We start from the raw sequence: 24,421 nt of genomic DNA, 5'->3' as shown, positions 1-24,421 counted from the left end.
CGCTGCGATGGACAGTCTGGGGAGCCTGCGTGGCTTCGTGCAGGTGGTGGAGAACGGCGGCTTCGCCGAGGCCGGGCGGGTGCTGGGCCTGTCTGCCTCGGCGATGGCCAAGAGCGTGGCGCGGCTGGAACAGTCGCTGGGTGTGCGCCTGTTCCATCGCAGCACCCGCAGCCTGACCCTGACCGCCGAAGGCCAGCTGTTCCTGCCGCGCTGCCGGCGCATCCTGGCCGAGGTCGAAGCGGCACGCGGCGAGCTGGGCAGCCTGGCGGCGACGCCGAAGGGGCGGCTGCGGATCAGTCTGCCGATGAACAACAACGTGCTGCTGCCGGTGCTGGGCGACTTCATGCGCGCCTATCCGCAGGTCCAGCTGGACCTGGATTTCGACGACCGCCTGGTGGACGTGATCGAAGAGGGGTTCGATGCCGTGCTGCGCGTGGCCGAGCCGGACGATTCGCGGCTGGCCTCGCGCCGCCTGGGCAGTTTCCGCCGCTGCCTGGTGGCCGCACCGGATTACCTGCAGCGCTGCGGCACGCCATTGCAGCCGGCCGATCTGCTGACGCATCAGTGCCTGCACTACCGCTTCCGCAGCAGCGGGCGCCTGGAAGCCTGGCCGCTGGGTGCGGCGGCGGCTGGCCTGCCGTTACCCGTGTCGATGGTCTGCAACAACATCGAGACGCGGCTGAACTTCGCCCTGCGCGGCTGCGGTATCGCCTTCCTGCCGGAGCATTCGGTGCGCGCCGAACTGGAAGCCGGCACGCTGCGCACGCTGCTCGACGACTATGTCGATTCCACCGGCACCTTCCATCTGTTGTGGCCGTCGAGCCGGCACATGCTGCCGAAGCTGCGCGTGTTCGTCGATTTCCTCGGCGAGCGGTTGATGTTCTAGGTGTGCCGGAAGCGGACAATGGCGTTGGGCAGCGGCATGGCCGGTTGCGGCACGCATAGCCGATGCCCGCGGCCTTGCTACCGCGGGCTGCGGCATACTTGCCGCAGCCACGCAGCGGACATCAATCCAGCGTCGGGTAGTCGATGTAGCCCTTGGCGCCGCCACCGTACAGCGTGTCGGTGTCGAGCGGATTCAAGGGGGCGTCGCGACGCAGCCGTTCCACCAGGTCCGGGTTGGCGATGAACGGGCGGCCGAACGCCACCGCGTCGGCGCGGCCGGAGGCCACGGCGTCTTCGGCCAGCGCCTTGTCGTAGCCGTTGTTGACCAGCCACGGGCCATGGAACTTGGCGCGCAGCGCGGCATAGTCGAAGGCGATGTTGTCGCGCGGGCCGCCGGTGGCGCCCTCGATCACGTGCAGGAAGGCCAGGCCCAGCGGATCCAGGCGTTCCACCGCGCGCTCGAACAGCGGCTGCGGGTCGCTGTCGCGCGCATCGTTGGCCGGGGTCACCGGCGACAGGCGCACGCCGGTGCGGTCGGCGCCGATCTCCTGCGCCACCGCCTGCACCACCTCGAACAGCAGGCGGGTGCGGTTCTCGATGCTGCCGCCGTAGGCGTCGTCGCGGTGGTTGCTGCCGTCGCGCAGGAACTGGTCGATCAGGTAGCCGTTGGCGGCATGCACTTCCACGCCGTCGAAACCGGCGGCGATGGCGTTGCGGGCGGCGCGGCGGTAGTCCTCGATCACGCCGGGAATCTCATCCAGGCGCAGCGCGCGCGGCGCCGACACTGCGGTGAAGCCCTCGGCGGTGAAGGTCTTGGCGTCGGCGCGCAGCGCGCTGGGCGCCACCGGCGCGGCGCCGTCCGGCAACAGGCTGACGTGGGAAATGCGGCCCACGTGCCACAGCTGCAGCACGATCTTGCCGCCGCGGCGATGCACTTCGTCGGTGATCGTCTTCCAGGCCGCGACCTGCGCGTCGCTGTAGATCCCCGGGGTGTCCTTGTAGCCCTGGCCCATCGGGCTGATCTGGGTCGCCTCGGCGACGATCAGGCCGGCACTCGCGCGCTGGCCGTAGTACTCGGCGGCCAGCGGCGAGGGGATGCGGCCTTCGCCTTCGGCGCGATTGCGGGTCAGCGGCGCCATCACGATGCGGTTGGCCAGTGCGATCGCGCCCAGGCGCAGTGGCGTGAACAGCGGGGAAGCGGTATCGGTCATTGGTGTCTCTCGGTGGTGGGGGTAGCGCGGACCCTACAGCGGGACGCTGCAAGGCGCTGTGCGTACAGGAGATGGGGACGCATCCGGCGCTTTCGCGGCGGCGCGATGGGACAGTGCGTTGCTGCGGCTGCACGCTGGTCGGCGTGCCGCCGTGTCAGGCGCAATGCAACGCGGCGTTGCGTACGAGGGGATGCAGGGCTTGCTGCAATGCACAATAATGCGCAGCCCTTCTCTCGGGACGTGCGCATGACCTCATCCGCCACGGCGCCGCTGTCGCGGCGCGGCTACGTGCTGATCCTGTTCGCGCTGGCGATGGGCGGTTTCGCGATCGGTACCAGCGAGTTCTCCACCATGGGCCTGATGCCGTACATCGGCCGTGGCCTGGGCATCGATGCGCCGCACGTCGGGCACCTGATCAGCGCCTACGCGCTGGGCGTGGTGGTCGGCGCGCCGCTGCTGGCGATCCTCGGCGCGCGCTGGCCGCGCCGGCGCCTGCTGCTGGCGCTGATGGGCTTCTATGCGCTCGGCAATCTCGCCAGCGCGCTGGCTCCGGACTATCCGAGCATGCTGCTGGCGCGGTTCGTCGCCGGCCTGCCGCATGGCGCCTACTTCGGCGTGGCGACCCTGGTGGCGGCGTCGATCGGGCCGTCCGACCAGCGTGGTGCGGCGGTCAGCCGGGTGCTGCTGGGCCTGAACCTGGCGGTGCTGGTCGGCAACCCGCTGGCGACCTGGCTCGGCCAGGTGGCGCAGTGGCGCTATGCCTACGCCCTGGTGGCGGTGATCGCGGTGCTGACGGTGGTGCTGGTGGCGCGCCTGCTGCCGACCGATCCGCAGGAAGCGCGGCCCTCGCCGTTGCGCGAACTGCGCGCGTTCAACCGCACCCAGGTGTGGCTGGCGCTGGGCATCGGCGCGATCGGCTTCGCCGGCATGTTCTGCGTCTTCAGCTATCTGGCGCCGACCTTGATCGACGTCACTGGCGTTTCCGAGCATTGGATCCCGGTGGCGATGGGCGCGTTCGGGCTGGGTGGCTTGCTCGGCAATCTGGCCGGCGGCTGGCTGTTCGACCGCCTGCAGTTCCGCGCGGTGCCGCTGGTGCTGCTGTGGTCGCTGGCGGTGCTGCTGGCGTTCCCGCTGGCGGCGACCTCGCAGTGGGCGGTGCTGCCGGCGGTGATCGCGGTCGGCAGCATGGGCGCGCTGGCGCCGGTGCTGCAGACCCGCTTGATGGACGTGGCCAGCGACGCGCAGACCCTGGCCGCGGCCTCCAACCATGCCGCGTTCAACCTGGCCAACGCGCTGGGGCCGTGGCTGGGCGGGATCGCGATCGGCGCCGGCCTGGGCTGGACGTCCACCGGCTACGTCGGCGCGGCGATGGCGGTGGGCGGCCTGCTGATCTACCTGTGGGCGCGCCAGGCGGCACGGCGCGGCGCCTGCGCGCCCGCCGCCGGCTAGCGTGCGCTAACGCGGCGGCCGCGCGGTCGAGGACAGCCGCCGCAGCGCGTCCAGCTTGCCCTGGTAGCGCGGTTGCGTGGCCGGGTCGGCGTGCGCCATGGCCTCGCGCAATGCCGCGGTGGCGCGGCGGGTATCGCCGCTGTGCAGGTAGGCGCGGGCCAGGGCGAAGTACAGCAGGTGGGCGCCGTCGTACAGGTGCAGCGCATGCCGGTAGTAGGCGATCGCCGCGGCGTAGTCCTGGCGTTGCTCCGCTTCGGTGCCGAGCAGGTATTGCTGGAACGGATCGCGCTGGCGCACGCGTCCCATCTGCGTCTGCAGCGCGGCCTCGCGCGCGCCGTCGCCCAGGCGCCGGGCCAGGGCGAGGGCATTGGATAGCGCCGGCAGGTGCTCCGGATCGATCTCCAGCGCCTTGGCGTAGTGGCGTGCGGCCGCGGCGCTGTCGCCATCGCGTACCGCCAGCACGCCCTGGTTGTTCCATGCACCGGCGAAGCGCGGATCCATCTGCATGGCCATCGCCAGATGCGCGCGCGCGCCGTCCAGGTCGCCGTCGACCATCAGTTCGGCGCCGCGGTTGTTGTAGTAGTGGGCGAGGGCGCGGCGGTCGGAAATGGGGTGCGGCCCACGCCGGTCCATCAGCACGCTACGGTCCAGGTCGATGCTGCCGCGGCCGCTGTCCACGCGCACGCCGACGTTGACGTGGCCGACGTTGTACAGCGCGTTGCCGTCCTCGTACCAGCTCAGCACGCGGCGTACTTCCTGGACCTGCGCCGGCAGCCCGACGTCGCGCGCCATCGCCACGAACAGCAGGGTGAAGGACAGGCAGTTGACGCGGCCGCTGGCGTAGCTCTCGGCGACGCTGTGGGTCGCCTTGGGGTCGTACCGCAGGTTCAGGCCGTTGGTGTCGAAGGCCAGCGCCACCAGTTGCTGCAGGCGCTGCTCGGCGTCGGCGCGCGGGTCGATGCGCTGCCGCAGCAGCGCGTGCAGCGCCGGCGGCAGCTGCATGATCTGTTCCGGCGTCGGAATCGGCGTCGACGCGGTGGTCGGCACGGCGGTTGGTGGCGTCGCCTGCAGCGCCTGCGCAGGGCGCGATGGCGGCATCGGCGGCGCGGCGACCGCGGCGGCGGCGAGCAGGGCGAACGCGGTCCAGGCGAACATCACGCACCTCGCGGTGCCCTGCAGGGCTAGGGCTCGCTCGCACTATAGGCCCCTGCCGCCGGCGCGGGGAGGCGGCAGCGGCGGTGCCGACAAGCGGCATCCGGCGCCCGCGATCGGCGGTGGTCTTCATCCACAGGCGCTGTGGACGAGCATGGGGCAACGATGTGGATAAGTCGCTGCCAAGCAGGTGTTGCAATGCGCGCAGACAGGATGGTGAAAACTTCACCACATGCCTGTCTGCGCATTGCCGCCGATGAACGCGTGTTCACCCGGGGCAATGCGGTGTGACGAGCGAGCGCAGATGGCTCACGTGCGCTTTATGCCGGTCTGTCCAGCATCGCCATCACCACGCAACGCGGCAATCCTTTCGACCGCGCCGTGCGATATCCAGGTTCACCCCCGTGTGCCCGTTGCGCGATATCGCCGGCCTCGCCACAGGAGTTCCCTATGAGCATCCAGAGCAAGACCACCCACAGCCTCAACGACCTCATCGCCATTTCCCGCGACGGCAAGGACTTCTACGAAGAAGCCGCGAAGAAGGTGGGCGACGCCGAACTGTCGGCGCTGTTCCTGCGCATCGCCGGCGTCAAGTCGGACATCGTCAGCAGCCTGAGCGCGGTGGTGCAGTCGGTCGGCGGCAAGCCGGAAGAGCACGGCACCCTGGTCGGCAGCATGCAGCAGATGTACGGCAAGGTCCGTGCGACGCTGGGCGACACCAAGTACGGCTACGTCGCCGAGCTGGAAGAGTCCGAAGACCGCCTGCTGAAGGCCTTCAACGAGACCATCGCCGACGCCGACACCCCGGTGGCCGCGCGCGACGCCGCCACCCGCCTGTTGCCGGAAGTGCGCTCCTGCCACGACGTGATGCGCACCCGCAAGCACGCGATGAAGAACGCGGCCTGATCGCCGTCCGCCGCCGGCCCGGCACGCCGCCTTCGCGGCGCGCGCCGGGCCGACGTGCCGGTGTCTGCCACGGTGCGGCGCGCTTGCTACCATGCGCCCTCGACCGCTGCCCGACCCGATCGCGGCGCTTGCCGCTCCCGCCATGTGTCCCGATGCCGCGCCAGACGGCGCCCAGTTCTCGCTCGGCTTCGACGCGCCCGCCGCGCGCGAAAGCCTGTTCTTCGCCCTGTTGCCCGATGCGCAGACCGCGCAGGCGGTGCATCGCCTCGGTCGGCAGCTGTGCGAGGCGCATGGCCTGCACGGCCGCGCGCTGCCGCCGGAGCGGCTGCATGTGACCCTGCACTATCTCGGCGAGTACGCCGGGATCCCGCCGCGACTGCTGCGACAGGCCTGCGCGGCCGGACAGACGCTGGCGGCCGCCCCGTTCACATTGGCGTTCGACCAGGCGGCGACCTTCGACAGCCGCGCGCGCAGTCGCCCGCTGATCTTGCGCGGCGATGCCGAACCGGCGCCGTTGCAGGCCTTGCGCCAGGCGCTGCAGCAGCAACTGGCCCGGCACGGCGTGGCCGCACGCGCCGACGGCGCCTACCTGCCGCACATGACCCTGGCCTACGTCGATCGGGCGCTGGCGCCGCAGCGCGTGCCTGCGCTGCGCTGGCAGGCAGCGTCGCTGAGCCTGATCCGCAGCGTGCAGGGGCAGGGCCGTTACCTGCATGAGGCGCGCTGGCCGTTGCATGCCGATGCTGCGCGGAGCGACGCATGAACGCGGCGCCGCTGCTTTTGCCCGATGCGCAATGGGCGCAACTGCGCGCGGCCTACGCCGAGCCGCCGCGCGCCTATCACCATTTCGGCCACGTCGAGGCGGTGCTGGCGCACTACGCCGAGGTCGCCGCCGACACCGGCTGGCGGCAACCGCGCGAGGTCTACCTGGCCGTGCTCTATCACGATGCGGTGTACCGCGCCGGCCGCGGCGACAACGAAGCGCAGTCGGCGCGCCTGGCCGAGGCGGCGATCGCGCAGTGGCTGCCGGAGGCTGGCGTCGATGCGGCGCGGGTGGCCGCGCTGATCGAACTCACCGCACGCCACGGGCAATTGACTGCCGCGTCGGTGGATGCGGAGGCGGCGCTGTTCCTGGATTGCGACATGGCGATCCTCGGCGCCGCGCCGGAGGCCTTCGCCGCCTACGACCGCGCCATCGCCGAGGAGTACCGCGCGGTGGTGCCGGGCTGGCTGTACCGGCGCAAGCGCCGCGCCTTCCTGCGCACCGTGCTGGCGCAGCCGCGGATCTTCCTCAGTGAGCGGTTCCATGCGCGCTACGACGCGGCCGCGCGCGCCAACCTGCGCCAGGCCATCTGCTGACCGGGCGGCGACCGCGGCTGGCACCGCCTTCTTCTACACTGCCGCGCCGGTCCGCCCCGGCCGCCACCACCGAGCCCCATGTCCGACCCTGCCGCCGACGCCGATCCCCGCCCGCAGGCACCGCTGCCGCCGGCCCCCAGCGACTGCTGCGACAGCGGCTGCCCGTTGTGCGTCTATGACCTCTACCACGAGGAACTGGAGCGCTACCGGCAGGCGCTGGCGGCCTGGCGGCTGCGCCATCCCGGCGCCGACGCGGACGGCTGACGGGCCTGGCGGCGCACGCGATCGGCGGTGTCCGGCGTACCCGGCATGAACCGCCGTGCCCGCTGCGCTTCGCGCCGCCGCCGTTCGGGATTATCTTTACACGCCTTTTCAGGATGGCCGGATGATGCAGAAGCGTGGCGGTTGGATGTGGGGATGTGCACTTGGCGGCCTGCTGGCCACCGCAACCGCCGGCGCGGCACCGGGCGCCGCCGCGCCCGCCGCACCGCGGGCCGGCGCACCGGCGGCGCCGGAAAAACTCAGCCACGGCCGCTTCGAGCAGGTGCCGGTGCTGTTGCCCAAGGGCAACGCGCAGCGCGTGGTGCTGTGGTTCGCCGGCGGCAAGCACGCCGACGCCGAGCGCATGCGCCAGGTCGAGGCGCTGCGCGCCGACGGTGCGATGGTCGCAGTGATCGACAGCGCGCACCTGCAGGCGGTGCTGGCCAAGATCGACGGCACCTGCGGTTTCTCCGCCGGCGACGTGGAGAATTTCTCGCGCTACGTGCAGGCCTATTTCCACGTGCCGACCTATCACCTGCCGCTGCTGGTCGGCGACGGCGACGGCGCCGCGCTGGCCTATGCGGTCGCCGCTCAGGCGCCCAAGCACCTGCTGGCGGGCCTGCTGACCGAGGATTTCTGCCCGGTGCAGGTGCTCGACGACCAGATCTGCGGCCCCGGCATCACCGCGCCGGCGCGCGCGCTGCAGCCGACCGCGCTGCCGGTGCCGTGGTTGGCGGCGCTGGACGCCAAGTCCCGGCGCGACCGCTGCACCAAGCAGAGCGATGCCTTCGTGCAGAAGGTGGCGCAGGCGCGGCAGTTCCGCCGCAGCGCCAGCGGCGATGCGCTCCCCGGGCTGCGCGCGGCGGTGCGTTCGCTGGGCGACCGCCCCGGGATCAGCCTGCCGCCGACCCCGGCCGACCTGGCCGGGCTGCCGGTGGTCGAAGTACCGGCAGCCGCCGGTACGGCCGACGCCGACAACGGCAACGTGTTCGCCATCTTCGTCTCCGGCGACGGCGGCTGGGCCGGGCTCGACCAGCAGGTCGCCGGTGCCCTGGCCAAGGCCGGCATCCCGGTGGTGGGCGTGGATTCGCTGCGCTACTTCTGGAGCGAGCGCACGCCGCAGGGCTTCGCCACCGACCTGGACCGGATCTACCGCCACTACAGCCACCTGTGGCAGCGCGGGCGGGTGGTGCTGATCGGCTTCTCGCAGGGCGCCGACGTGCTGCCGGCGGCCTACAACCAGTTGCCGGACGCGATGCGCGACCAGGTGCAGCTCACCGCGTTGCTGTCGGTGGGCAAGACCGCCGACTACGAGTTCCACGTGTCCAACTGGATCAGCTCCGGCGACGACGGCCTGCCGATCGCCCCGGAAGTGGCGAAGATGCCGCCGGCGCAGACCCTGTGCATCTACGGCGAGGACGACGACGACGCACTGTGCCCGGACCTGCCCAAGGGCGCGGTGCAGTTGGTCAAGCTGCCCGGCGACCATCATTTCCAGGGCGATTACGCGACGCTGGCCAAGCAGATCCTGCAGCGGATTCAGTAGACGCCGGGATTGGGGAGTCGGGATTGGGGATTGGCGGGCTGGTCGTGTGTGCCGGCTTGTCCGCTCGCGCCGGCGCAGGGGGGGGGGGGGGCGGCTCAGCGACGAGGCCTTGTCGGGAACGCGCCGCGGCTGAAGCCGCTCCTACAAAAACCCCAAGCAGCGGTGCCGTTGCTTCCGCTGGGGAGCGTGTCAGACCAACGGACCAGGACGGGGCTGCGGTTGCCGCCGTAGGAGCGGCTTCAGCCGCGACGCGGACTGCTGAAATCTCGATCCCGCACGGCGACAAGCGTCGTGCGCTCTCACCGGGCGCTGCATGGCGGCCGTACCCTCACCCCAACCCCTCTCCCGATGGGAGAGGGGCTAGCGCTTTTCCTTCTCCCTGTGGGAGAAGGTGCCCCGAAGGGGCGGATGAGGGTGCGGAGCGACGCCTCGAAATGCCCGCAAACGCTGGAGCGCGCCCCAGCGACTCCCCCATCCCGGCCTCACTCCGGCTTGCGCGGATCCAGCGAGATCAGCCGGGTCACATCCAGCAGGGCCGCCGGCAGGTGCATGCCGCCGGGGGCGGCGAGGTAGCGGGTGCGCCAGGTGGGGGCGAACTTGGACTTGAAGCGGCGCAGGCCGGTGAAGCCGTAGAAGCGTTCGCCGTGGCGCACGATCAGGTTGCCGAAACGGTTCCAGCGCCCGGCCAGGCGGTGCTGGGCCAGGCCCGACAGCGGCGCCATGCCCAGCGAGAAGCGCTTGTAGCCCTGGTCGCGGCCCCACAGGAACAGCTCGATGAACAGGAAATCCATGGTGCCCTTCGGGGCGTCGGCGATGTGCCGCATCAGGTCCACCGACAGCTCGTGGCCGGCCGGGGCCTGCCACAGGTTGGCGAAAGCCACGACCTTGCCCTCGAACTCCACCAGCGCGATCGGGAAGCGGCGCAGGTAGGCCGGGTCGAAGCTGCCCAGCGAGAAGCCCTTTTCGGCGCCGGCCTTGTCCTCCAGCCATTGCTGCGAGACCTCGGCCAGCACCGGCATCAGCGCGTCCACCGCGTCGGCTTCGACGATGCGGAAACTCAGCCCGCTGCGCTTGCCGCGGTTCCAGGCCTGGCGCAGGTCGGCGCGGTCGCGGCCCTCCAGATGGAAGCCCTCCAGCGACACCATCGCTTCCTCGCCGAGCTTGACCAGGGTCAGGCCCAGGTCCAGGTAGGTCTGCCAGTGCTGCTCGCCGACCTGGTAGAACACCGGGCGCAGGCCCATGCGGTCGGCTTCCTCGCGGAAGCGCCAGATCAGCGCGCGGGCCACCTCCGGCGCGCCGACCGGGTCGCCCATCGCCACCAGCGAGCCGCCGTAGCGCTGCATCATCACGAAGCCGGGGCCCTCCTCGGCCTGCAGCAGGGCCTTGTCGCCGGTCAGCACCAGGCAGGCCTGGGTGTCGGTGGCCTCGGCCAGCACCGGCGCCAGCGCGTCCAGTTGCACGCCATCGGCCGGCGCCAGCGGCGAGCGGGTGCTGTGCAGCAGCCGCGCCAGCCCGAACACCACCACCGCCACGCTGACCAGCAGCACCGCGCGCAGCGCGCGCGGCGCATTGGCCGAGGTGGCGAACTCCCACCACAGCTCGTTCTGGTATTCCACGTGGCTGTAGACGAAGAACAGCAGCCAGATCGTGGCGATCAGCACCAGGCCGAGGTTGCGCAGCCACGGCCACGACCAGGCCTCGTCGAGCAGCGCGCCCTCGCGGTAGAACTCGCGGCGCGCGCCCCACAGGCCCACCGCCACCACCAGCGAGGACAGCGCCACCGAGACGTGGCCGCCGCGCAGCCAGGCCGGCAGCGGCAGCAGCACGCAGATGCCGATCGCCATCACCCAGGCTGCATGGCTGCGCCGCTGCAGGCCCTGGCCGATCAGCAGCAGCACCACGCCGCCCAGGCTGGCCAGCAGGTGCGAGGTCTCCATGATCGACAGCGGCGCCATGTCCTGGCGGCGCTTGGGCGTGGGCAGGGTGCCGTCGATGACCAGCGCCGCGCCGACCGCGAACACCGCCAGGGCGATGATCTGCGGCAGCCACGGGCGCAGCGTGCGCCAGGCCACGCGCACGCCGCCGGCACTGGCGACCAATGGCCGGCGCAGGCCGGACAGCGACGCCATCAGCACCGACAGCAGCAGCGGCACCACGTAGTAGGTGATGCGGTAGATCAGCGCCGCCGCCAGCACCGCCGCCGGCGCCACCCCGGGCAGCAGCTTGAGCAGGCTCCATTCGAACACGCCCAGGCCGGCCGGCACGGTCGAGACCAGGCCGGCCACCACCGCGACCAGATACAGGCCGACGAAGCCGATGTACTCGATTCCCGATTCGTTGGGCAGCAACACGTAGAACGCGGCGCTGGCCAGGCCCAGCTCGACCACGCTCAGCGCGGTCACGCCGAGGGTGGTGCGCCGGTCCGGCAGCCACAGCTCATGGCTGCGCCAGCGCAGGGTGCGGCCGTCGCGGCCGGCGAGCAGCAGCATCGTGGCGAAGCCCACCAGCAGCGCGATGCCGATGGCGCGCACCGCGCTGGCGCCGACCGGCAGCGCCAGCGCCGCCGCCGCCGGCTCCAGGGTCAGGGCCAGCGCCAGCAGCAGCCAGGCGCCGAACACGAAGCCGAGCGTGCTCATCAACACCACCTGGCCGATCTCGGCCAGGCTCAGGCCGACCCGGCCGTAGCCGCGCAGGCGCACCGCGCCGCCGGTCAGCGCGGCGAAGCCCAGGGTCTGTCCGACCGCATGCGCCAGGAACGCGGTGATGCTGATCCGCATCGGGTGCAGCTTGCGCCCGCTGCGGCGCAGGCCGATGGCGTCGAAGCCGATCAGGCAGGCGTAGCTGCTCAGCCCCAGCAACAGGGTCAGCACGATCTGGCTGAGGCTCAGCTGGTTGAAGGCGTGACGGATCGCGCTGTAGCCGTGGGTGCTGAACTCCGTGGCCAGCGCATGCAGCGCCAGGGCCAGGATCGCCAGGCTGGCCAGCACCGGCAGCGCACGGCGCCAGCCGGGGACGGACGCGGGAGTGGAGGGCGCGGCGTCGGTCATTGCGGACGGGCGCGCGCGGAAAGGCGCCACGCGGCGCGCGACGGGGTCAGGGCGAAGCTGCAGGCGGAACGAAGACGGTCCATCGCGATACCGGTTGGGTGGTGTGCCGGCAGCGCCGGCGACGCGCATGATAGTGGAATCGTACGTCGGCACGGCGTCGGGACCGCGGCGCAGGCCGTCGTCCACGGCCGCGACGGCGGTCCCCGATCGCTCAGGAGCCTGCGATGCCCGCGTCTGCAATGCCCGTGTGCATGCCCGCCCCGTCCGTGTCGCGCTGGCCTCGCGCGGCCGGCGCCGTGGCGCTGGCGCTGGCCCTGCTGTTCCTCGGCGTGGCCGTGGCGCTGCAGTTTGCGCGTGCCGACCTGCACTGGCAGCAGGCCACGTTGAGCCAGTACCTGCACGGCCGCGGTGGCCTGTTGCTGCGCACCGTGTATGTCCTGCTGGCCGCCGGCGTGGCCGCGCTGGGGGCGGGCCTGTACGCGCAGGCGCCGCCGTCCGCGCGCAGCGGCGCGCCGACGCTGTTGTTCATGGGCGCCGCGCTCGGCCTGTGCGGGGTGGCGATCGGCGACAGCTATCTGCCGCAGCGCGCGCCGCTGCTGGCGCCGCTGGTGCACGGGGTGTCCGCGCAGACCGCGTTCCTGTGCGCGACCACGGCGATGCTGCTGCAGAGCGCCTGGTTGCGCCGGCAGCAGGCGTGGCAGCGCCGCGCTGGAGCACCGCTGATGCTGGCGGTGCTGGCGTTCGCGGCGCTGTGGGTGCATGTACTGTGGCGCGCGCCGCCGCGCGGGCTGACCCAGAAACTGGCGATCGCGCTGATCCTGGCCTGGCTGTTGCCGGTGGCGTATCGGCTGTGGCGGCCGGCGCCTGCAGCCGCTGCGCAATCGCGCGACAATGGCACCGGTTTCCCACTACAGGACAGCGCATCATGATCCAGCGTTTCGATACCGGCCCGCGGATGTCGGAAATGACCGTGTACAACGGCGTGGCCTACCTGGCCGGCCAGATCGCCGACGACACCAGCGCCGACATCGCCGGCCAGACCCGCGAGGTGCTGGCGGCGATCGACCGGCTGCTGGCGCTGGCCGCCACCGACAAGAGCCGGATCCTGCGCGCGGAGATCTACATGACCGACCTGGCCGAGTTCGCCGAGATGAACAAGGTCTGGGAAGAATGGGTCAGCCCGGGCAACACCCCGGCCCGCGCCACCGTGCAGGCCAAGCTGGCCGATCCGGCCTGGAAGATCGAGATCGTCATTACCGCGGCCGCGTAAAGGCCGGGATTGGGGAGTCGGGAATGGGGAATGGGAAAGGCGGCAGTGCCGTCGCCTGAGCGACCGCGTAGAGCAGTTTCTTTCGCCGCGACGGGCGTCTCCGGTAAAGCTTGTCGTGGCTGACTGCAAGCATCCTCAGGATGCGCAGGCAATGCCGGGACTCGCGGGACGCCCATTCCCGTTTCCCCATTCCCCATTCCCCATTCCCCATTCCCCATTCTCGGCGCCCCAGCGCCTCAGCGCCTGACGAACCGGTAATGCGCCACGCCCCACTGCTGGCCCTGTTCGTAGCCGAACAGTTCCGCGCAGGCCATCCAGAACATGCGCCAGCGTTGCCACCAGATCTTGGCGTCGGCGCCGTAAGTGGCCTGCAGCACCGGCATCAGCGTGTCGCGGTGGCGGTCCTGGTTGTGCAGCCAGGCGTTGGCGGTCTTCTCGTAATGCTGGCCGGACAGCAGCCAGCGGCGTTCGATCGCCAGGTCGTCCTGGAACTGGAGCAAGGTGTCGGCCGCCGGCATCAGCCCGCCGGTGAAGAAGTGCCGGCCCATCCAGTTGTCCTCGCCCTGCACCTCGAACGGATAGGCCAGGTCGCGGTGGCAGAAGATGTGCACGAACAGCCGCCCGCCCGGCACCAGCCAATGGCTGACCCGCTTGAGCAGTTCGCGGTAGTTGCGCATGTGCTCGAACATCTCGATCGAGACCACGCGGTCGTAGCTTTCGGTCGGCAGGGTCAGGGTGTTGGCGTCGTGGGTGATCACCTTGACGTTGCTCAGCCCGCGCGCGCGGCACTGCGCTTCGATGTGCTCGCGCTGCGGCCGCGAGTTGGACACCGCGGTGATGCGCGCGCCGGGGAACCGTTCGGCCATCCACAGGGTCAGCGAGCCCCAGCCGCAGCCCAGTTCTAGGATGCGCTGGCGGTCGCGCAGCTGCGCGCGTTCGGCGTACAGCTGCAGCATGCGCTCTTCGGCCGCGTCCAGGTCGGGCGTGGTCGCGTCCCAGTAGCAGCTGCTGTACTTCAGGCGCTTGCCCAGGCACAGCTCGAAGAAGCGCGGCGGCACTTCGTAGTGCTGGCGGTTGGCCGCATCGGTCTCGATGGCGATGGCGCTTTCGCGCAGCGATTCGATCAGCAGGCGCTGGCGCTCCCAGGCCGCGTCGGCGCCGCCGGCGCGCGCGTCGCGCAGGCGCTGCGCGCACAGCCGGCGCATCGCCGCGCGCAGCACGGCGTCGGGCAGCAGGCCGGATTCGGCCAGGCGCGTGGCCAGCGGCTCGGCCAGAACGGCGGGCGGGGAAGAGGTGGCGAAGGTGCTGGACATGGCGGATCTCCTGGCGCGGGTTCAGTGCCGCGGCGGCATGGGGAAGAAGGCGCTGGTGCTGCGCTGGTAGTCGGCATAGTCGCGGCCGCGCGAGCGCAGGGCCTGCTGTTCGGTGTAGGGAATGCCGGTGACCCGGTACAGGAAGGCGAACATCAGCAGCGGTCCCAGCGCGGCCACGCCGACCCACAGCGCGCCGCTGCCCACCGCCAGGAACACGTAGGCGAACCAATGCACGAATTCGAAGAAGTAGTTCGGGTGCCGCGAATAGCGCCACAGGCCGCGGCGGCAGGTGGTGCCCTTGTTCGCCGGGTCGGCGCGGAACGCGGCCAGTTGCTGGTCGGCCAGGCTTTCCCCGCCGACCGCGACCAGCCAGGTCGCCACCGCCAGGGTGGTCCACACGCTCCACTGCGGCTGCGGGTTGTGCGCGGCCACCGACAGCGGCACCGCGAACGCCAGCACCACCAGCGCCTGGCCGAGGAAGAACGCCAGGAACTTGCGCTGGTCGCCGTGCCAGTGCTCGCGCAGGGCGCGATAGCGGCCGTCCTCGTGCGCATCGCCGAACACGCGCACGCCCAGGTGCCAGGCCAGGCGCGCGCCCCACAGCCCGCCCAGCACCGCGGTCAGCACGCGCGGCAACAGCGCGCCGTCGGCGCGCCAGGCGCAGTACACCGCGGTCAGCGCCATGCACGCCGACCACAGCACGTCGACCACGCCGGCGTTGCGGGTGTGCCGCTGCCAGGCCCAGCCGGCGAGCATGACCAGCACGGTGAACACCCCCACATGCAGCAGCGGCCAGGCGTTCATCGCGCCGCTCCGCTTGCCGGCAGCGCCGGCGTGGCGACGATCAGGCGCCGCGTCGCCAGGCTCAGCAGGGTCAGCGCCGCGGCCCAGCCCAGCGCCAACGCCATCAGCGCCTGCGGCAACGGTTCGGTCAGTGTCACCGCCTGCCAGCCGCGCGCGGCCAGCACATAGCCCAGCGGGCCGGCGCTGGCGCCGAACAGCGCCGCGCGCCAGGGATGGCGCATCACCCAGGCCAGCGAATGCTGGAAGGTCAGCGCGAAGCCGGCCCACAGCGCCAGGATCCACAGCGGCGGCCACGGCGCCGGCGGCGCGGCGGCGTAGCGCACCCAGTCGCCGGCGCGCAGCGCGGCATCCACGCCGGCGCCCAACGGCAGCGCCAGCGCCATCAACGTGGCATCGCCGCGGGCGCGGCGGCGCGGCCGCAACTGGTACAGCGCGAACAGCGCCAGCGCCGCCGGGCCGGCCCAGGCCAGCCCGTGCGCGGCACCGACCACCGCGGCCAGCCACAGCCCCTGCAGGGCGAGATAGTTGAGCAGGTTGCTCATGCGTCGCCCGCCAGCGCCGGGGCGAACTGCGCCGGCCGCGCGCGCGGCTTGCTCAGCCACAGGTGCACGTCGCCGATCGAGCGCTCCAGGAAGCCGCCTTCGCAGTAGGCCAGGTAGAACTCCCACATGCGGATGAAGCGTTCGTCGTAGCCGAGCGCGCGCACCTGCGGCAGCCTGGCCATGAAGCGCTCGCGCCAGGCGCGCAGGGTCAGCGCGTAGCTGGGGCCGATGTCTTCGAGGTTGAACAGGCGCAGGTCGCTGGCGCGGGCGATCGCGCCGGTCATCGCCGCCACCGAGGGAATGAAGCTGCCCGGGAAGATGTGGCGCTTGATGAAGTCCACCGACTTCAGCGCCTGCGCGTAGCGGTGGTCCTCGATGGTGATGGCCTGGATCAGCGCCTGGCCGTCGTCCTTGAGCAGGCTGCCGACCTTGCCGAAGTAGGTGTCCAGGTACTGGTGGCCGATCGCCTCGATCATCTCGATCGAGACCAGGCGGTCGTAGCGGCCGTCGAGGTCGCGGTAGTCGCGCAGCAGCACTTCGACCCGGTCGGACAGGCCGGCGGCGGCGATGCGCTGCCGCGCCAGCTCGTACTGCTCGCGCGAGATCGTGGTGGTGGTGACGCGGCAGCCGTGGTGCCTGGCCGCGTGCAGGGCGAAACCGCCCCAGCCGGTGCCGATCTCGACCAGGTGGTGGTGCGGCTGCAGGTCGAGCTTGGCGCAGATGCGCTGCAGCTTGCGTTCGGCGGCGCGCTCCAGTGCGGCCTCGCCCAATGCGCTGTCGGCATCGCGGAAGATCGCCGAGGAGTACATCAGGTTGCGGTCCAGGAACAATTCGAACAGCGGGTTGCCCAGGTCGTAGTGCGCGGCGATGTTGCGGCGGCTGCCGGCGCGGGTGTTGCGCGCGAACGCGTGCAGGCCGCGCATCGCCAGGCCGCCGAGCCGGGCCAGGCCGGTCTCCATCGCGTCCAGGCGGTCGCGGTTGCGCACCAGCAGGCGCACCAACGCGACCAGGTCGTCGCAGTCCCACAGCCCGTCCATGTAGGCCTCGCCGACGCCGACGCTGCCGTTGAGCGCGGCCTGGCGGTAGAAGCGCGGATCATGGATGCGCAGATGCGCCTGCAGCGCGTCGGCGCCGGCCGCGGCTTCGCCCAGCGTGGTCAGCGTGCCGGCCTCCTCAAGGCGCAACTGGCCTTCGCGCAGGCCGTCCAGCGTGGCGAGCAGGCGCTGCCGCAGCAGGCGGTCGAGCCCGCGCAACGGCGGTGCGGCCGGGGCCAGCGCGGCGGCGGAAGAGGGCGCATGCGGAGCGTTCATCGGCGTTCTCGCGGAAGGGGAGGGTCGGGGTGGTCGTGGACCGGGTTGCCGCGCAGCCACAGCCGCAACGCCTGCCAGTGGATCTTGGCCATCACTTGCAGGGTCATCGCCGGATAGCGCAGCAGCGCCTGCGCCAGGCTGGCGCCGCCGAGGGCGCGGCGCTGCAGCACCAGGGTGGCGTCGAAGCGCCGCCGGGGCGTGGCCGGCGCGGGATCGAGCACGTCCATGTGCACGCGCAGCTGCGCGCCGGGTTCGCTGAAGCGCCAGGCGTAGGTATGCGCCATCGCCATGAACGGCGAGACGTGGAAGCGCTTGGCGAAGCGCCAGGCGTGCGTGGCGCCGTGGCTGCGCGCCTCGGCCAGTGGCAGCACGTAGGCATGGCGCTGCCGCCACGGCGTGTTGGTGATCTCGGCGACGATGCTGTGCAGGCGCTGCTGCGCATCGTGGCAGTAGTAGAACGTGACCGGATTGAAGCAGTGGCCGAAGTAGCGCAGGTGGGTGAGCATGCGCACCGGGCCGAGCGGGCGTTCGCCGGTGTGCTGCTGCACGCGGTCGCGCACCGCCTCGTCCAGCGGCTGCGCGGGGTCGCCCAGGTAGTCGCTGCGGCGGAACTCGGCCAGGTTGCGCCGGTTCACCGACCACAGCCAGCGCCGCGCGAACACCTGCTGCAGTTCGTCCAGGTCCAGGTACAGCAGGAACAGCGGATAGCGGAACGCCAGCGCCTTGGGCGCGTAGCGGCGATGGCGCACCCAGCCGGTGTAGACCGCGCTGTGCAGGGCCTGCCGGGTCGTACCCGCCGCCGCCGGCGTTGTCGAGACGGCGCCAGCCGGCGGGGCGGACACGGCAGTGCGGCGCATCAGGTTCATGGCCAGGGTACCCCCAGCGCCGCGGCCACGTCGACCGCGCTGCGCAGGCCGTCCTCGTGGAAGCCGAAGCCCCAGCCGGCGCCGGCGAACCAGGTGTTGCGCTGGCCCTGGATCTCGCCCCTGCGCGCCTGCGCCGCCACCGACGCCTGGGTCTGCAGCGGGTGCCGGTAGCGCATGCGCCGCAGCACCTTGGCCGGGTCGATCGCATCGCTGCGGTTGAGGCTGACGATGAACGGCTGCGGCGCCTGCAGCGACTGCAGCGCGTTCATCCAGTAGCTGACCGTGCATGGCGCGTCCGGATCGGCCGGCACGTGCGCGTTCCAGGCGGCCCAGGCGCGGCGGTCGCGCGGCAACACGCGCGCGTCGGTGTGCAGCACGGTCTCGTTGTCCTGGTAGCCGATCGCGCCGAGGATCGCGGTTTCCGCGTCGCTGGGATCGGCCAGCAGGCGCAGCGCGTCGTCGGCATGGCAGGCCAGCACCGCATGGTCGTATTGCTGGGTGTCGGCGTCGCAGGCGACGGCGACGCTGCCGTGTGCGGTCCGCTGCACCGCGCGCACCGGCGTGCCCAGCCGTTCGCGCACCCGCCAGCGGCCGCGCAGCGCGCGCACGTAGCTGTTGGAGCCGCCGTGCACCACCCGCCACTGCGGGCGGCCGCTGACCTGCAGCATGTGGTGGTTGGCCATGAAGCCGATCAGCTGGCGCATCGGGAAGTCGAGGATCTGCCGCGAGGGCGAGGACCACAACGCCGAGGCCATCGGCACCAGGTGCGCGTCGCGGAACACCTCGGAATAGCCGTGGCGCTGCAGGAATTCGCCGAGCGTGAGCGACGCCAGCGTGGCGTCGTGCAGCACCTGCGGCGCCTCCCGGTAGAACCTCCGCAGGTCGCGCAGCATGCGCCAGAAGCGCGGCGACAGCAGGTTGCGGCGCTGGCAGAACAGCCCGCCGAGGGTGCCCGCGTTGTATTCCAGCCCGGTGCGCTGCTCGTGCACCGAGAAGCTCATCGTGGTCGGCTGCGACTCCACCCCGAGTCGCGCGAACAGCGCGCTCAGCAGCGGGTAGTGCTGCGGATTGAACACGATGAAGCCGCTGTCCACCGCGTACTCCACGCCGTCCAGCTCGATCGCGTGGGTGTGGGTATGGCCGCCGAGATAGTCGGCCGCTTCGTACAGCGTCACCTCGTGGCGCTGCGACAGCAGCCACGCCGCGCCGAGGCCGGCGATCCCCGAGCCCACCACCGCGATCCGGCTCATCGGGCACGCGCCTGCGCGCGCACCAGCCCGGCCGGTACCGGCTTGAGCTCGCGGATCACGCCGGTCCACGACAGCACCGTCAGTCCGTACCAGGTCAGGTCCAGTTCCCACCAGCGGAAGCCCTGGCGCGCGGCGCCGGGAAAGAAATGGTGGTTGTTGTGCCAGCCTTCGCCGAAGGTCAGCAGCGCCAGCCACAGGTTGTTGCGGCTGTCGTCGCGGGTGTCGAAGCGGCGGCTGCCGAAGCGATGCGCCAGCGAGTTGATGGTGAAGGTGGCATGGAACAGCGCCACGGTGGAGACGAAGAAGCCCCACACCAGCAACTGCGGGCCGTCGGTGCCGAGTTGCGGCACGTGGCGGTGCAGCCAGCCGCCGAGCAGGAACAGCGCCAGCGCCAGCAGCACCGGCAGCAGCAGGTCGAAGCGGTCGAGGAAGCGCAGTTCGGGGAAGCGGCGCAGGTCCGGGATCGCCTCCCAGTCGGTGCGGAAGCCGCGCGGGGTCAGGAACCAGCCGCTATGGCTCCACCAGAAGCCGTGCTGGCGCGGCGAATGCGGATCGGCCGGCGTGTCGGTGTGGCGATGGTGGTTGCGGTGGTGCGCGGCCCACCACAGCGGCCCGCGCTGCACGCAGGTGGCGCCGACGGCGGCGAACAGGAACTGCACCGGGCGCGAGGTCTTGAACGCGCGGTGGGCGAAATAGCGGTGATAGAAGCCGGTGAGCGCGAACATGCGCACCGCGTACATCGCCACCGCCATGCCGACGGCGAACCACGACACGCCGACCCAGAACACGCCCAGGCAGGCCAGGTGCAGGCCGATGTAGGGCGCGGCGCGCAGCCAGTCGATGCGGTCGGCGCGCGCTGGGTCGAGCTCCACGTCGGCGCTGGTGTCGAACCAGCGACGCAGGGTGCGCAGGATGCGGCCGCGCTGTGCGGGCGGCGTCGTGGAATGGGGGCGTTCCGGAACGGGACTCGACACAAGCGCGTCTCATTGGGGGACTTGGGGAGCGATACGGACGAAACCGGAAGACGGATGCACCCGCGTCGCGCGCCGTCCCCTGCGCGTGGTGCATGCCCTTCGCGCGTGGCGCACGCGTCCTGCACGCACGCCGAGGCGGCGCGGCGCAGGAACGATCGTGTCGCGACACCGCACGAAACCGCGCATGCATGACAGCGCGCGTATCCTGCCCGCGGCGCGGTGGCGGGCAAGTGAATACGCGTTGGCCGGCGACGGCGACGAGACGCGGCCGCGCGCCAGCGCTGCGGCGGCGCAGGGCCGCCGCGATCGCGATTTGTCTACGGCGCCAGCTGCAGCGTGCTGATGCCGCCCTTGGCCACGACCGGGCCGGTGGCGACGCCGCCGGGCGCGCCGCCGGGCGGCTCCATGGTCACCGCCAGCACCGCGCCGTCGTGGAGCAAGGGCATCAGCGCATCGGGAATGCGCGCCACGCGCGCCTTGGCCTCGTCGAACACGCCCATCGAGCGCGCCTTGCCGTCGGCCGGGATCAGCCACAGTTCGGGCACACGTGCGTCGTCGTGGCTGCCGCCCAGCGGGGTGAGGGTGATGCTGCGCTTGTCGGCGTCCATCAGCGCCACGTAGCCGGGCTTGCCGTCGTCCTGCATCAGCGTGGAGGTCATCGCGATGCCGCTGGGCTTGGGCGTGGTGGTGGCGACCGGCGGCGGCTGCGTGGCCGGCGGCGGCACCGGCGCGCGCGCCAGCAGCAGCGCCAGCAGGCAGGCGGTGGCGGTGGCGAAGCCGCCGGCGCTGAGCCAGCGCCAGGTCCGCACGCTGTCCCAGAATCCGGGTGCGGCCGGCCGCGCACGCGGCGCCGGCGCATCCAGGCCCAGCGAGGCGCGGATGCGCACCCACACGCGTTCGGGCACCGCCACCGGGGCGATCTCGTCGGCCAGCGGCATCAGGTGCTGCTGCCATTGCAGCACCGCCGCGGCGAATTCGCGGTCGCTGTCGATGCGCGCTTCGGCGGCGCGGCGCTCCTGCGCGTCGAGCACGCCCAGCACGTATTCGCCGGCCAGCACGTCGCGCGGCGGCGGGGTTTCCTGCGGATCGGGCACGGAGGCGTTCATCGTTCCAGGCACGCTTTGAGTTTGGCCAGGCCGCGGCGGATCCAGCTCTTGACCGTGCCCAGCGGCGTGCCGCTGCGCTGGGCCAGTTCCTCGTAGGTGATGCCTTCGAAGAACGCGGTGCGGATCAGCTCGCCGCGCGGCGGCTCCAGTTCGCCCATGCACACGTCCAGGCGCCGTCCGGCCACCCGCCACTCGGTGTCGGCGAGCGGATCGCTACCTTCGTCCTGCAGCTCGCCGGCGTCGTCCAGCGCCACCGACTGCCGTGCCGGCGCGCGTGCGCGGAGGTAGTCGATGGCCTTGTTGCGGGCGATCATGGTCAGCCAGGTGAGGCCGCGCGCGCGCTGCGGGTCGAACTGCGCGGCCTTGCGCCAGACCGAGGAGAACACTTCCTGCAGCACGTCCTCGGCTTCGCCGCGCTGCGGCACGATGCGCAGGCACACGCCGAACAGGCGCGAGGAGGTGGTGCGGTACAGGCGTTCGAACGCGGCGCTGTCGCCGGTGGCGGTGGCGACCAGCAATTGTCCTGCTTCGTCGTGATCGGGCGACTCGGTCATGCCGGGAGACGGTGGCGAAGGTCGGCGCGATGCTACAGGCTTTCGCCGTGGCCGTCGCTCATGCGCGCTGGCGTCGCCACAGCACGAGTGCGGCGAGCAGCAGGACGATCTCGAATGCGGCAAGACCGGTCGTGGTCGGGCCCACCGGCCACAGCCGCAGCAGGCTGGCGCTGCGGTAGAGCACGATGGGCACGTAGAACGCCAGCGCCAGGAGCAGGCCGGTGCGCAGTTGCCCGGTGCGGGCGAAGTAGCCGAACAGGAAGGCCATGCCCAACTGCAGGCCGCCGTAGATGACCAGGTATTCGGACTGGCCGGAGCGGTCCAGGCCGATATAGCCCACCGCCGCCGCGGTCTGCGCCGGCAGCAGCGTGCACCAGACTGCGAGCAGCGCGTACAGCGCAGCGTTGAACCACAGGTAGGCCTTGGCCATGGGGTGTCCTCGTCGAGGCGCGGGCGATGCGCAGGCATGGTTGTAGCGGGTGCGGCGGGGGCCGGCGTGAATGCGCTGGCGGCGCGGCTCAGCGCGCGCTGCATTGCGCGACCAGGGGGTGCTGCAGCGCCTGCTCCCAGGCGCCGGCGTCGGCCTGGCCGCGCAGGCGTTCGGGAAAGTCGATGCGCACGTTCGGGTAGCGGCCACGCGCGTCGCGGATATTGCCGACACCGCGAAATTCGAGCAGACGCCGGTCCTTGCGCGCATAGGCGACGCTGAGGTCGGGCAGCAGCGTGCCGTACCAGGCGGCCAGGCTCAGCGTGTAGCGCTGCACTTCGGCATCGGCCGGGCCGGGGCTGATGCGGAAGTCGAGCGTGCGCAGTTCGCTGGGCAGCACGAAGGCGATGCGCTGCGGCCCGCCGCTGCCCAGGCTGTCCCAGCGCTGGCGCAGGTAGGCGTCGAAACCGGCGTCGATCACCTGCGCCTGGTCGCTCTTCGGCAGCGGCGCGCGGCGTTCGGCCTGGCCCTTGGCCTGGCTGAACATCTCGCGTCCGCTGCCGCTGCGGCGCACGCCCTCGCGGTAGCCGCTGCGCGCATCGACCAGTTCGAAGTCCGGCGCGGCGCTGCCGTCGTCCACGCGCTTGCGCGCGAACGCGGCGCCGTCGGCGCACTGGTACAGCACCAGACGCGCGCCATCCTCGCGTACCCAGTGGCTTTCGCGGTACAGCACCTGCTTGCCGTCGGCGGCGTAGGCGATGCCCTCGTAGTGCAGCATCGCCCGCGCCGGCGCGGCGGCGACCAGGGCGGCGGTGCCCAGGGCCAGCGTCAGCGGCAAGGACGCGCGGATGAACGGGAAGGCGGCGGTCGACGTCGGCATGCACGGCGCTCCGGTGGGATGACACCAGCACATACGCGGCCGGCGCCGATCCGGATGCGCCCGCCGTGGCGGCCGCCTCGCAGCGGCTGTCTCAGCGCAGGACGATGCAGTCCACCGGGCAGGCCGGCAGGCACAGCGCACAGCCGGTGCACAAGGGCGCCAGCACCGTGTGCATGTGCTTGGCGCCACCGACGATGGCGTCCACCGGGCAGGCCTGGATGCACTTGGTGCAGCCGATGCAGTCGGCCTCGACCACCCATGCCACCTGCGGCGGCGCGTGCGTGCCGCGGCGGCGGTCGTAGGGCAGGGCGGGGACCCCGAGCACCCGCGCCAGGGCGCGCGCACCGGCGTCGCCGCCGGGCGGGCAGCGGTCCACCTGCACCGTGCCGGCGGCCATCGCCTCGGCATAGGGACGACAGCCGTCGAACCCGCACTGGCCGCATTGGGTCTGCGGCAGCAGGCGATCGAGGCGTTCGAGCAGGGCGTCGTGGGCGGGCGTCATGGCGGAGGCGGCGCGCGGTGGCGCCTTGGGGACTACAGAGCGAAGCAGAGCGCCGGCGGGGCCGGCCTGCACAGTGTAACGCGGCGTCCGCGTCGGCCTGACGGCGCCGCGGCGCGCAGCGTCATCGGCTCAGGCGATCCGGCGCCCGCGGTACCAGCGCTCGTGCGCCAGCGCCAGCATCGGCCGATCCTCGCGGCTGTCGCCGTAGGCGTAGATGCGCCGATAGGCGCTCAGGTCGTACTGCACGCGGATCAGCGCGGCCTTGCGCGGCCCGCAGTCGCCGTGGCGATAGCGGCCGGTCAGACGTCCGTCCTGCACTTCCAGGCGGTTGCAGATCATGTGCAGCCCATGCTGCGTGCACCAGGGCCGCAGATACAGGTCCAGCGAGCCGGAGACCACCGCCACGGTGTGCCCCTGTTCCTGATGCCAGGCGATCCGCTGCAGCATGTCCGGTCGCAGCGCCAACGGCAGCGCCTCCTGCGCATAGTGCTCGGCGTGGCGGGCGATCTCGTCTGCGTCGCGTCCGGCGAACACCAGCCGGGTGACCCGCGTGCGCAACGCTGCCGCCGACACCAGGCCCAGCCGATAGCCGGCCAGCCAGGGGCCGACCGTCCAGCGCGCCCGTGCCTGCTGTGCCGGCGTGGCCACACGGCGCAGGAACCCCGAATAGGTATCGGCGGTGGTGAGGGTGTGGTCGAAGTCGAAGAGGGCCAAGTCCATGGGAATGGGGAATGGAGAAACGGGAATCGTGAAAGCGGGTCTGGCGGCGCGCTGGCAGCTTTGCGATTCCCGATTCCCGATTCTCCT

At 71.7% G+C, this 24,421-nt stretch carries 25 protein-coding genes; 9 read left to right on the top strand and 16 right to left on the bottom strand.

Going from position 1 to position 24,421, the window contains the following annotated elements; all coding sequences use genetic code 11:
• The first annotated feature begins 7 nt into the window (after positions 1–7).
• The gene (locus tag NKJ47_RS15075) at positions 8–886 is read left to right on the top strand and encodes a LysR family transcriptional regulator (RefSeq protein WP_254458649.1); all 879 of its coding nucleotides are present in this window, start codon (positions 8–10) and stop codon (positions 884–886) included.
• 121 nt (positions 887–1,007) lie between these two features.
• On the opposite strand, the gene NKJ47_RS15070 is transcribed toward NKJ47_RS15075, so the two are convergent.
• The gene (locus tag NKJ47_RS15070) at positions 1,008–2,096 is read right to left on the bottom strand and encodes an alkene reductase (protein ID WP_254458648.1); all 1,089 of its coding nucleotides are present in this window, start codon (positions 2,094–2,096) and stop codon (positions 1,008–1,010) included.
• A 246-nt stretch (positions 2,097–2,342) separates the two neighbouring features.
• Here NKJ47_RS15070 and NKJ47_RS15065 point away from each other — a divergent pair, with 246 nt between their 5' ends.
• On the top strand, positions 2,343–3,545 hold the full coding sequence (locus NKJ47_RS15065; RefSeq protein ID WP_254458647.1) for an MFS transporter: 1,203 nt from the start codon (positions 2,343–2,345) through the stop codon (positions 3,543–3,545).
• 6 nt (positions 3,546–3,551) lie between these two features.
• Here NKJ47_RS15065 and NKJ47_RS15060 read toward each other — a convergent pair whose 3' ends face one another.
• Positions 3,552–4,700, bottom strand: a complete 1,149-nt coding sequence (locus NKJ47_RS15060) for a tetratricopeptide repeat protein (protein ID WP_254458646.1) — start codon at positions 4,698–4,700, stop codon at positions 3,552–3,554.
• Positions 4,701–5,147: 447 nt separating this feature from the next.
• Between NKJ47_RS15060 and NKJ47_RS15055 the strand changes: the two genes are divergently transcribed.
• From NKJ47_RS15055 to NKJ47_RS15035, 5 genes are all read left to right on the top strand, one after another.
• A complete protein-coding gene (locus NKJ47_RS15055) occupies positions 5,148–5,603 on the top strand; it encodes a PA2169 family four-helix-bundle protein (RefSeq protein WP_254458645.1) in 456 nt (151 codons plus the stop codon).
• Between the two features lie 91 nt (positions 5,604–5,694).
• A complete protein-coding gene (thpR, locus tag NKJ47_RS15050) occupies positions 5,695–6,366 on the top strand; it encodes an RNA 2',3'-cyclic phosphodiesterase (RefSeq protein ID WP_254458644.1) in 672 nt (223 codons plus the stop codon).
• Positions 6,363–6,962, top strand: a complete 600-nt coding sequence (locus NKJ47_RS15045; protein ID WP_254458643.1) for an HD domain-containing protein — start codon at positions 6,363–6,365, stop codon at positions 6,960–6,962. Before thpR ends, NKJ47_RS15045 begins: the two co-directional genes overlap by 4 nt.
• Before the next feature lie 78 nt (positions 6,963–7,040).
• Positions 7,041–7,226, top strand: a complete 186-nt coding sequence (locus tag NKJ47_RS15040; RefSeq protein ID WP_254458642.1) for an oxidoreductase-like domain-containing protein — start codon at positions 7,041–7,043, stop codon at positions 7,224–7,226.
• 145 nt (positions 7,227–7,371) lie between these two features.
• On the top strand, positions 7,372–8,769 hold the full coding sequence (locus NKJ47_RS15035; RefSeq protein WP_429002543.1) for a virulence factor family protein: 1,398 nt from the start codon (positions 7,372–7,374) through the stop codon (positions 8,767–8,769).
• A gap of 482 nt (positions 8,770–9,251) precedes the next feature.
• On the opposite strand, the gene mprF is transcribed toward NKJ47_RS15035, so the two are convergent.
• Positions 9,252–11,816 carry a bifunctional lysylphosphatidylglycerol flippase/synthetase MprF gene (mprF, locus tag NKJ47_RS15030; RefSeq protein ID WP_254458640.1) on the bottom strand — a complete coding sequence of 855 codons (2,565 nt, stop codon included), beginning with the start codon at positions 11,814–11,816 and terminating at the stop codon, positions 9,252–9,254.
• A 251-nt stretch (positions 11,817–12,067) separates the two neighbouring features.
• On the opposite strand from mprF, the gene NKJ47_RS15025 reads away from it, so the two are divergent.
• Positions 12,068–12,745, top strand: a complete 678-nt coding sequence (locus NKJ47_RS15025) for a DUF998 domain-containing protein (RefSeq protein ID WP_254458639.1) — start codon at positions 12,068–12,070, stop codon at positions 12,743–12,745.
• Positions 12,742–13,086, top strand: a complete 345-nt coding sequence (locus NKJ47_RS15020; protein ID WP_254458638.1) for a RidA family protein — start codon at positions 12,742–12,744, stop codon at positions 13,084–13,086. Before NKJ47_RS15025 ends, NKJ47_RS15020 begins: the two co-directional genes overlap by 4 nt.
• Positions 13,087–13,322: 236 nt before the next feature.
• On the opposite strand, the gene NKJ47_RS15015 is transcribed toward NKJ47_RS15020, so the two are convergent.
• The 13 genes from NKJ47_RS15015 to NKJ47_RS14955 all read right to left on the bottom strand — a co-directional run bounded on the left by NKJ47_RS15015 (position 13,323) and on the right by NKJ47_RS14955 (position 24,334).
• A complete protein-coding gene (locus NKJ47_RS15015; RefSeq protein ID WP_254458637.1) occupies positions 13,323–14,399 on the bottom strand; it encodes an SAM-dependent methyltransferase in 1,077 nt (358 codons plus the stop codon).
• Positions 14,400–14,420: 21 nt separating this feature from the next.
• Positions 14,421–15,203 (bottom strand): DUF1295 domain-containing protein, encoded by a 783-nt coding sequence (locus tag NKJ47_RS15010; protein ID WP_254458636.1) that lies wholly within the window; start codon positions 15,201–15,203, stop codon positions 14,421–14,423.
• Entirely contained in the window at positions 15,200–15,745 is a 546-nt protein-coding gene (locus tag NKJ47_RS15005) for a DUF2878 domain-containing protein (RefSeq protein ID WP_254458635.1), read from the bottom strand. Before NKJ47_RS15005 ends, NKJ47_RS15010 begins: the two co-directional genes overlap by 4 nt.
• Positions 15,742–17,055, bottom strand: a complete 1,314-nt coding sequence (locus NKJ47_RS15000; RefSeq protein WP_254458634.1) for an SAM-dependent methyltransferase — start codon at positions 17,053–17,055, stop codon at positions 15,742–15,744. Before NKJ47_RS15000 ends, NKJ47_RS15005 begins: the two co-directional genes overlap by 4 nt.
• Positions 17,052–17,921, bottom strand: coding sequence for a DUF1365 domain-containing protein (locus NKJ47_RS14995; protein ID WP_254458633.1), 870 nt, complete (start codon positions 17,919–17,921; stop codon positions 17,052–17,054). Before NKJ47_RS14995 ends, NKJ47_RS15000 begins: the two co-directional genes overlap by 4 nt.
• The gene (locus NKJ47_RS14990; RefSeq protein ID WP_254458632.1) at positions 17,918–19,171 is read right to left on the bottom strand and encodes an NAD(P)/FAD-dependent oxidoreductase; all 1,254 of its coding nucleotides are present in this window, start codon (positions 19,169–19,171) and stop codon (positions 17,918–17,920) included. Before NKJ47_RS14990 ends, NKJ47_RS14995 begins: the two co-directional genes overlap by 4 nt.
• Positions 19,168–20,085: an acyl-CoA desaturase gene (locus NKJ47_RS14985; protein WP_429002542.1), complete on the bottom strand. Its 918-nt coding sequence runs from the start codon at positions 20,083–20,085 to the stop codon at positions 19,168–19,170. Before NKJ47_RS14985 ends, NKJ47_RS14990 begins: the two co-directional genes overlap by 4 nt.
• Before the next feature lie 377 nt (positions 20,086–20,462).
• A complete protein-coding gene (locus NKJ47_RS14980) occupies positions 20,463–21,251 on the bottom strand; it encodes an anti-sigma factor (protein WP_254458630.1) in 789 nt (262 codons plus the stop codon).
• Positions 21,248–21,805 (bottom strand): sigma-70 family RNA polymerase sigma factor, encoded by a 558-nt coding sequence (locus NKJ47_RS14975; RefSeq protein WP_254458629.1) that lies wholly within the window; start codon positions 21,803–21,805, stop codon positions 21,248–21,250. The genes NKJ47_RS14980 and NKJ47_RS14975 overlap by 4 nt, the downstream gene beginning before the upstream one ends.
• 58 nt (positions 21,806–21,863) lie before the next feature.
• Complete coding sequence (locus NKJ47_RS14970) at positions 21,864–22,235, bottom strand: DUF4345 domain-containing protein (protein ID WP_209031935.1); 372 nt, start codon at positions 22,233–22,235, stop codon at positions 21,864–21,866.
• An 88-nt stretch (positions 22,236–22,323) separates the two neighbouring features.
• On the bottom strand, positions 22,324–23,112 hold the full coding sequence (locus tag NKJ47_RS14965; RefSeq protein WP_254458628.1) for a hypothetical protein: 789 nt from the start codon (positions 23,110–23,112) through the stop codon (positions 22,324–22,326).
• A gap of 91 nt (positions 23,113–23,203) precedes the next feature.
• Positions 23,204–23,614 (bottom strand): Rnf electron transport complex subunit RnfB, encoded by a 411-nt coding sequence (rnfB, locus tag NKJ47_RS14960; RefSeq protein ID WP_254458627.1) that lies wholly within the window; start codon positions 23,612–23,614, stop codon positions 23,204–23,206.
• Positions 23,615–23,743: 129 nt separating this feature from the next.
• Entirely contained in the window at positions 23,744–24,334 is a 591-nt protein-coding gene (locus NKJ47_RS14955) for an HAD family hydrolase (protein ID WP_254458626.1), read from the bottom strand.
• Positions 24,335–24,421 lie beyond the last annotated feature (87 nt).

This window comes from Xanthomonas sacchari, assembly GCF_024266585.1.
GTDB classification, from domain to species: Bacteria; Pseudomonadota; Gammaproteobacteria; order Xanthomonadales; family Xanthomonadaceae; genus Xanthomonas_A; species Xanthomonas_A sacchari_C.
The sequence above is the reverse complement of the archived record's forward strand: the minus strand, read 5'-3'. Positions and strand labels throughout refer to the sequence as shown.

Coding starts and splice junctions, on each gene's coding strand:
- NKJ47_RS15075 (WP_254458649.1), top strand. CDS start 8: ATGGACAGTCTGGGGAGCCTGCGTGGCTTCGTGCAGGTGGTGGAGAAC.
- NKJ47_RS15070 (WP_254458648.1), bottom strand. CDS start 2,096: ATGACCGATACCGCTTCCCCGCTGTTCACGCCACTGCGCCTGGGCGCG.
- NKJ47_RS15065 (WP_254458647.1), top strand. CDS start 2,343: ATGACCTCATCCGCCACGGCGCCGCTGTCGCGGCGCGGCTACGTGCTG.
- NKJ47_RS15060 (WP_254458646.1), bottom strand. CDS start 4,700: ATGTTCGCCTGGACCGCGTTCGCCCTGCTCGCCGCCGCCGCGGTCGCC.
- NKJ47_RS15055 (WP_254458645.1), top strand. CDS start 5,148: ATGAGCATCCAGAGCAAGACCACCCACAGCCTCAACGACCTCATCGCC.
- thpR (WP_254458644.1), top strand. CDS start 5,695: ATGCGCCCTCGACCGCTGCCCGACCCGATCGCGGCGCTTGCCGCTCCC.
- NKJ47_RS15045 (WP_254458643.1), top strand. CDS start 6,363: ATGAACGCGGCGCCGCTGCTTTTGCCCGATGCGCAATGGGCGCAACTG.
- NKJ47_RS15040 (WP_254458642.1), top strand. CDS start 7,041: ATGTCCGACCCTGCCGCCGACGCCGATCCCCGCCCGCAGGCACCGCTG.
- NKJ47_RS15035 (WP_429002543.1), top strand. CDS start 7,372: ATGTGGGGATGTGCACTTGGCGGCCTGCTGGCCACCGCAACCGCCGGC.
- mprF (WP_254458640.1), bottom strand. CDS start 11,816: ATGACCGACGCCGCGCCCTCCACTCCCGCGTCCGTCCCCGGCTGGCGC.
- NKJ47_RS15025 (WP_254458639.1), top strand. CDS start 12,068: ATGCCCGCCCCGTCCGTGTCGCGCTGGCCTCGCGCGGCCGGCGCCGTG.
- NKJ47_RS15020 (WP_254458638.1), top strand. CDS start 12,742: ATGATCCAGCGTTTCGATACCGGCCCGCGGATGTCGGAAATGACCGTG.
- NKJ47_RS15015 (WP_254458637.1), bottom strand. CDS start 14,399: ATGTCCAGCACCTTCGCCACCTCTTCCCCGCCCGCCGTTCTGGCCGAG.
- NKJ47_RS15010 (WP_254458636.1), bottom strand. CDS start 15,203: ATGAACGCCTGGCCGCTGCTGCATGTGGGGGTGTTCACCGTGCTGGTC.
- NKJ47_RS15005 (WP_254458635.1), bottom strand. CDS start 15,745: ATGAGCAACCTGCTCAACTATCTCGCCCTGCAGGGGCTGTGGCTGGCC.
- NKJ47_RS15000 (WP_254458634.1), bottom strand. CDS start 17,055: ATGAACGCTCCGCATGCGCCCTCTTCCGCCGCCGCGCTGGCCCCGGCC.
- NKJ47_RS14995 (WP_254458633.1), bottom strand. CDS start 17,921: ATGAACCTGATGCGCCGCACTGCCGTGTCCGCCCCGCCGGCTGGCGCC.
- NKJ47_RS14990 (WP_254458632.1), bottom strand. CDS start 19,171: ATGAGCCGGATCGCGGTGGTGGGCTCGGGGATCGCCGGCCTCGGCGCG.
- NKJ47_RS14980 (WP_254458630.1), bottom strand. CDS start 21,251: ATGAACGCCTCCGTGCCCGATCCGCAGGAAACCCCGCCGCCGCGCGAC.
- NKJ47_RS14975 (WP_254458629.1), bottom strand. CDS start 21,805: ATGACCGAGTCGCCCGATCACGACGAAGCAGGACAATTGCTGGTCGCC.
- NKJ47_RS14970 (WP_209031935.1), bottom strand. CDS start 22,235: ATGGCCAAGGCCTACCTGTGGTTCAACGCTGCGCTGTACGCGCTGCTC.
- NKJ47_RS14965 (WP_254458628.1), bottom strand. CDS start 23,112: ATGCCGACGTCGACCGCCGCCTTCCCGTTCATCCGCGCGTCCTTGCCG.
- rnfB (WP_254458627.1), bottom strand. CDS start 23,614: ATGACGCCCGCCCACGACGCCCTGCTCGAACGCCTCGATCGCCTGCTG.
- NKJ47_RS14955 (WP_254458626.1), bottom strand. CDS start 24,334: ATGGACTTGGCCCTCTTCGACTTCGACCACACCCTCACCACCGCCGAT.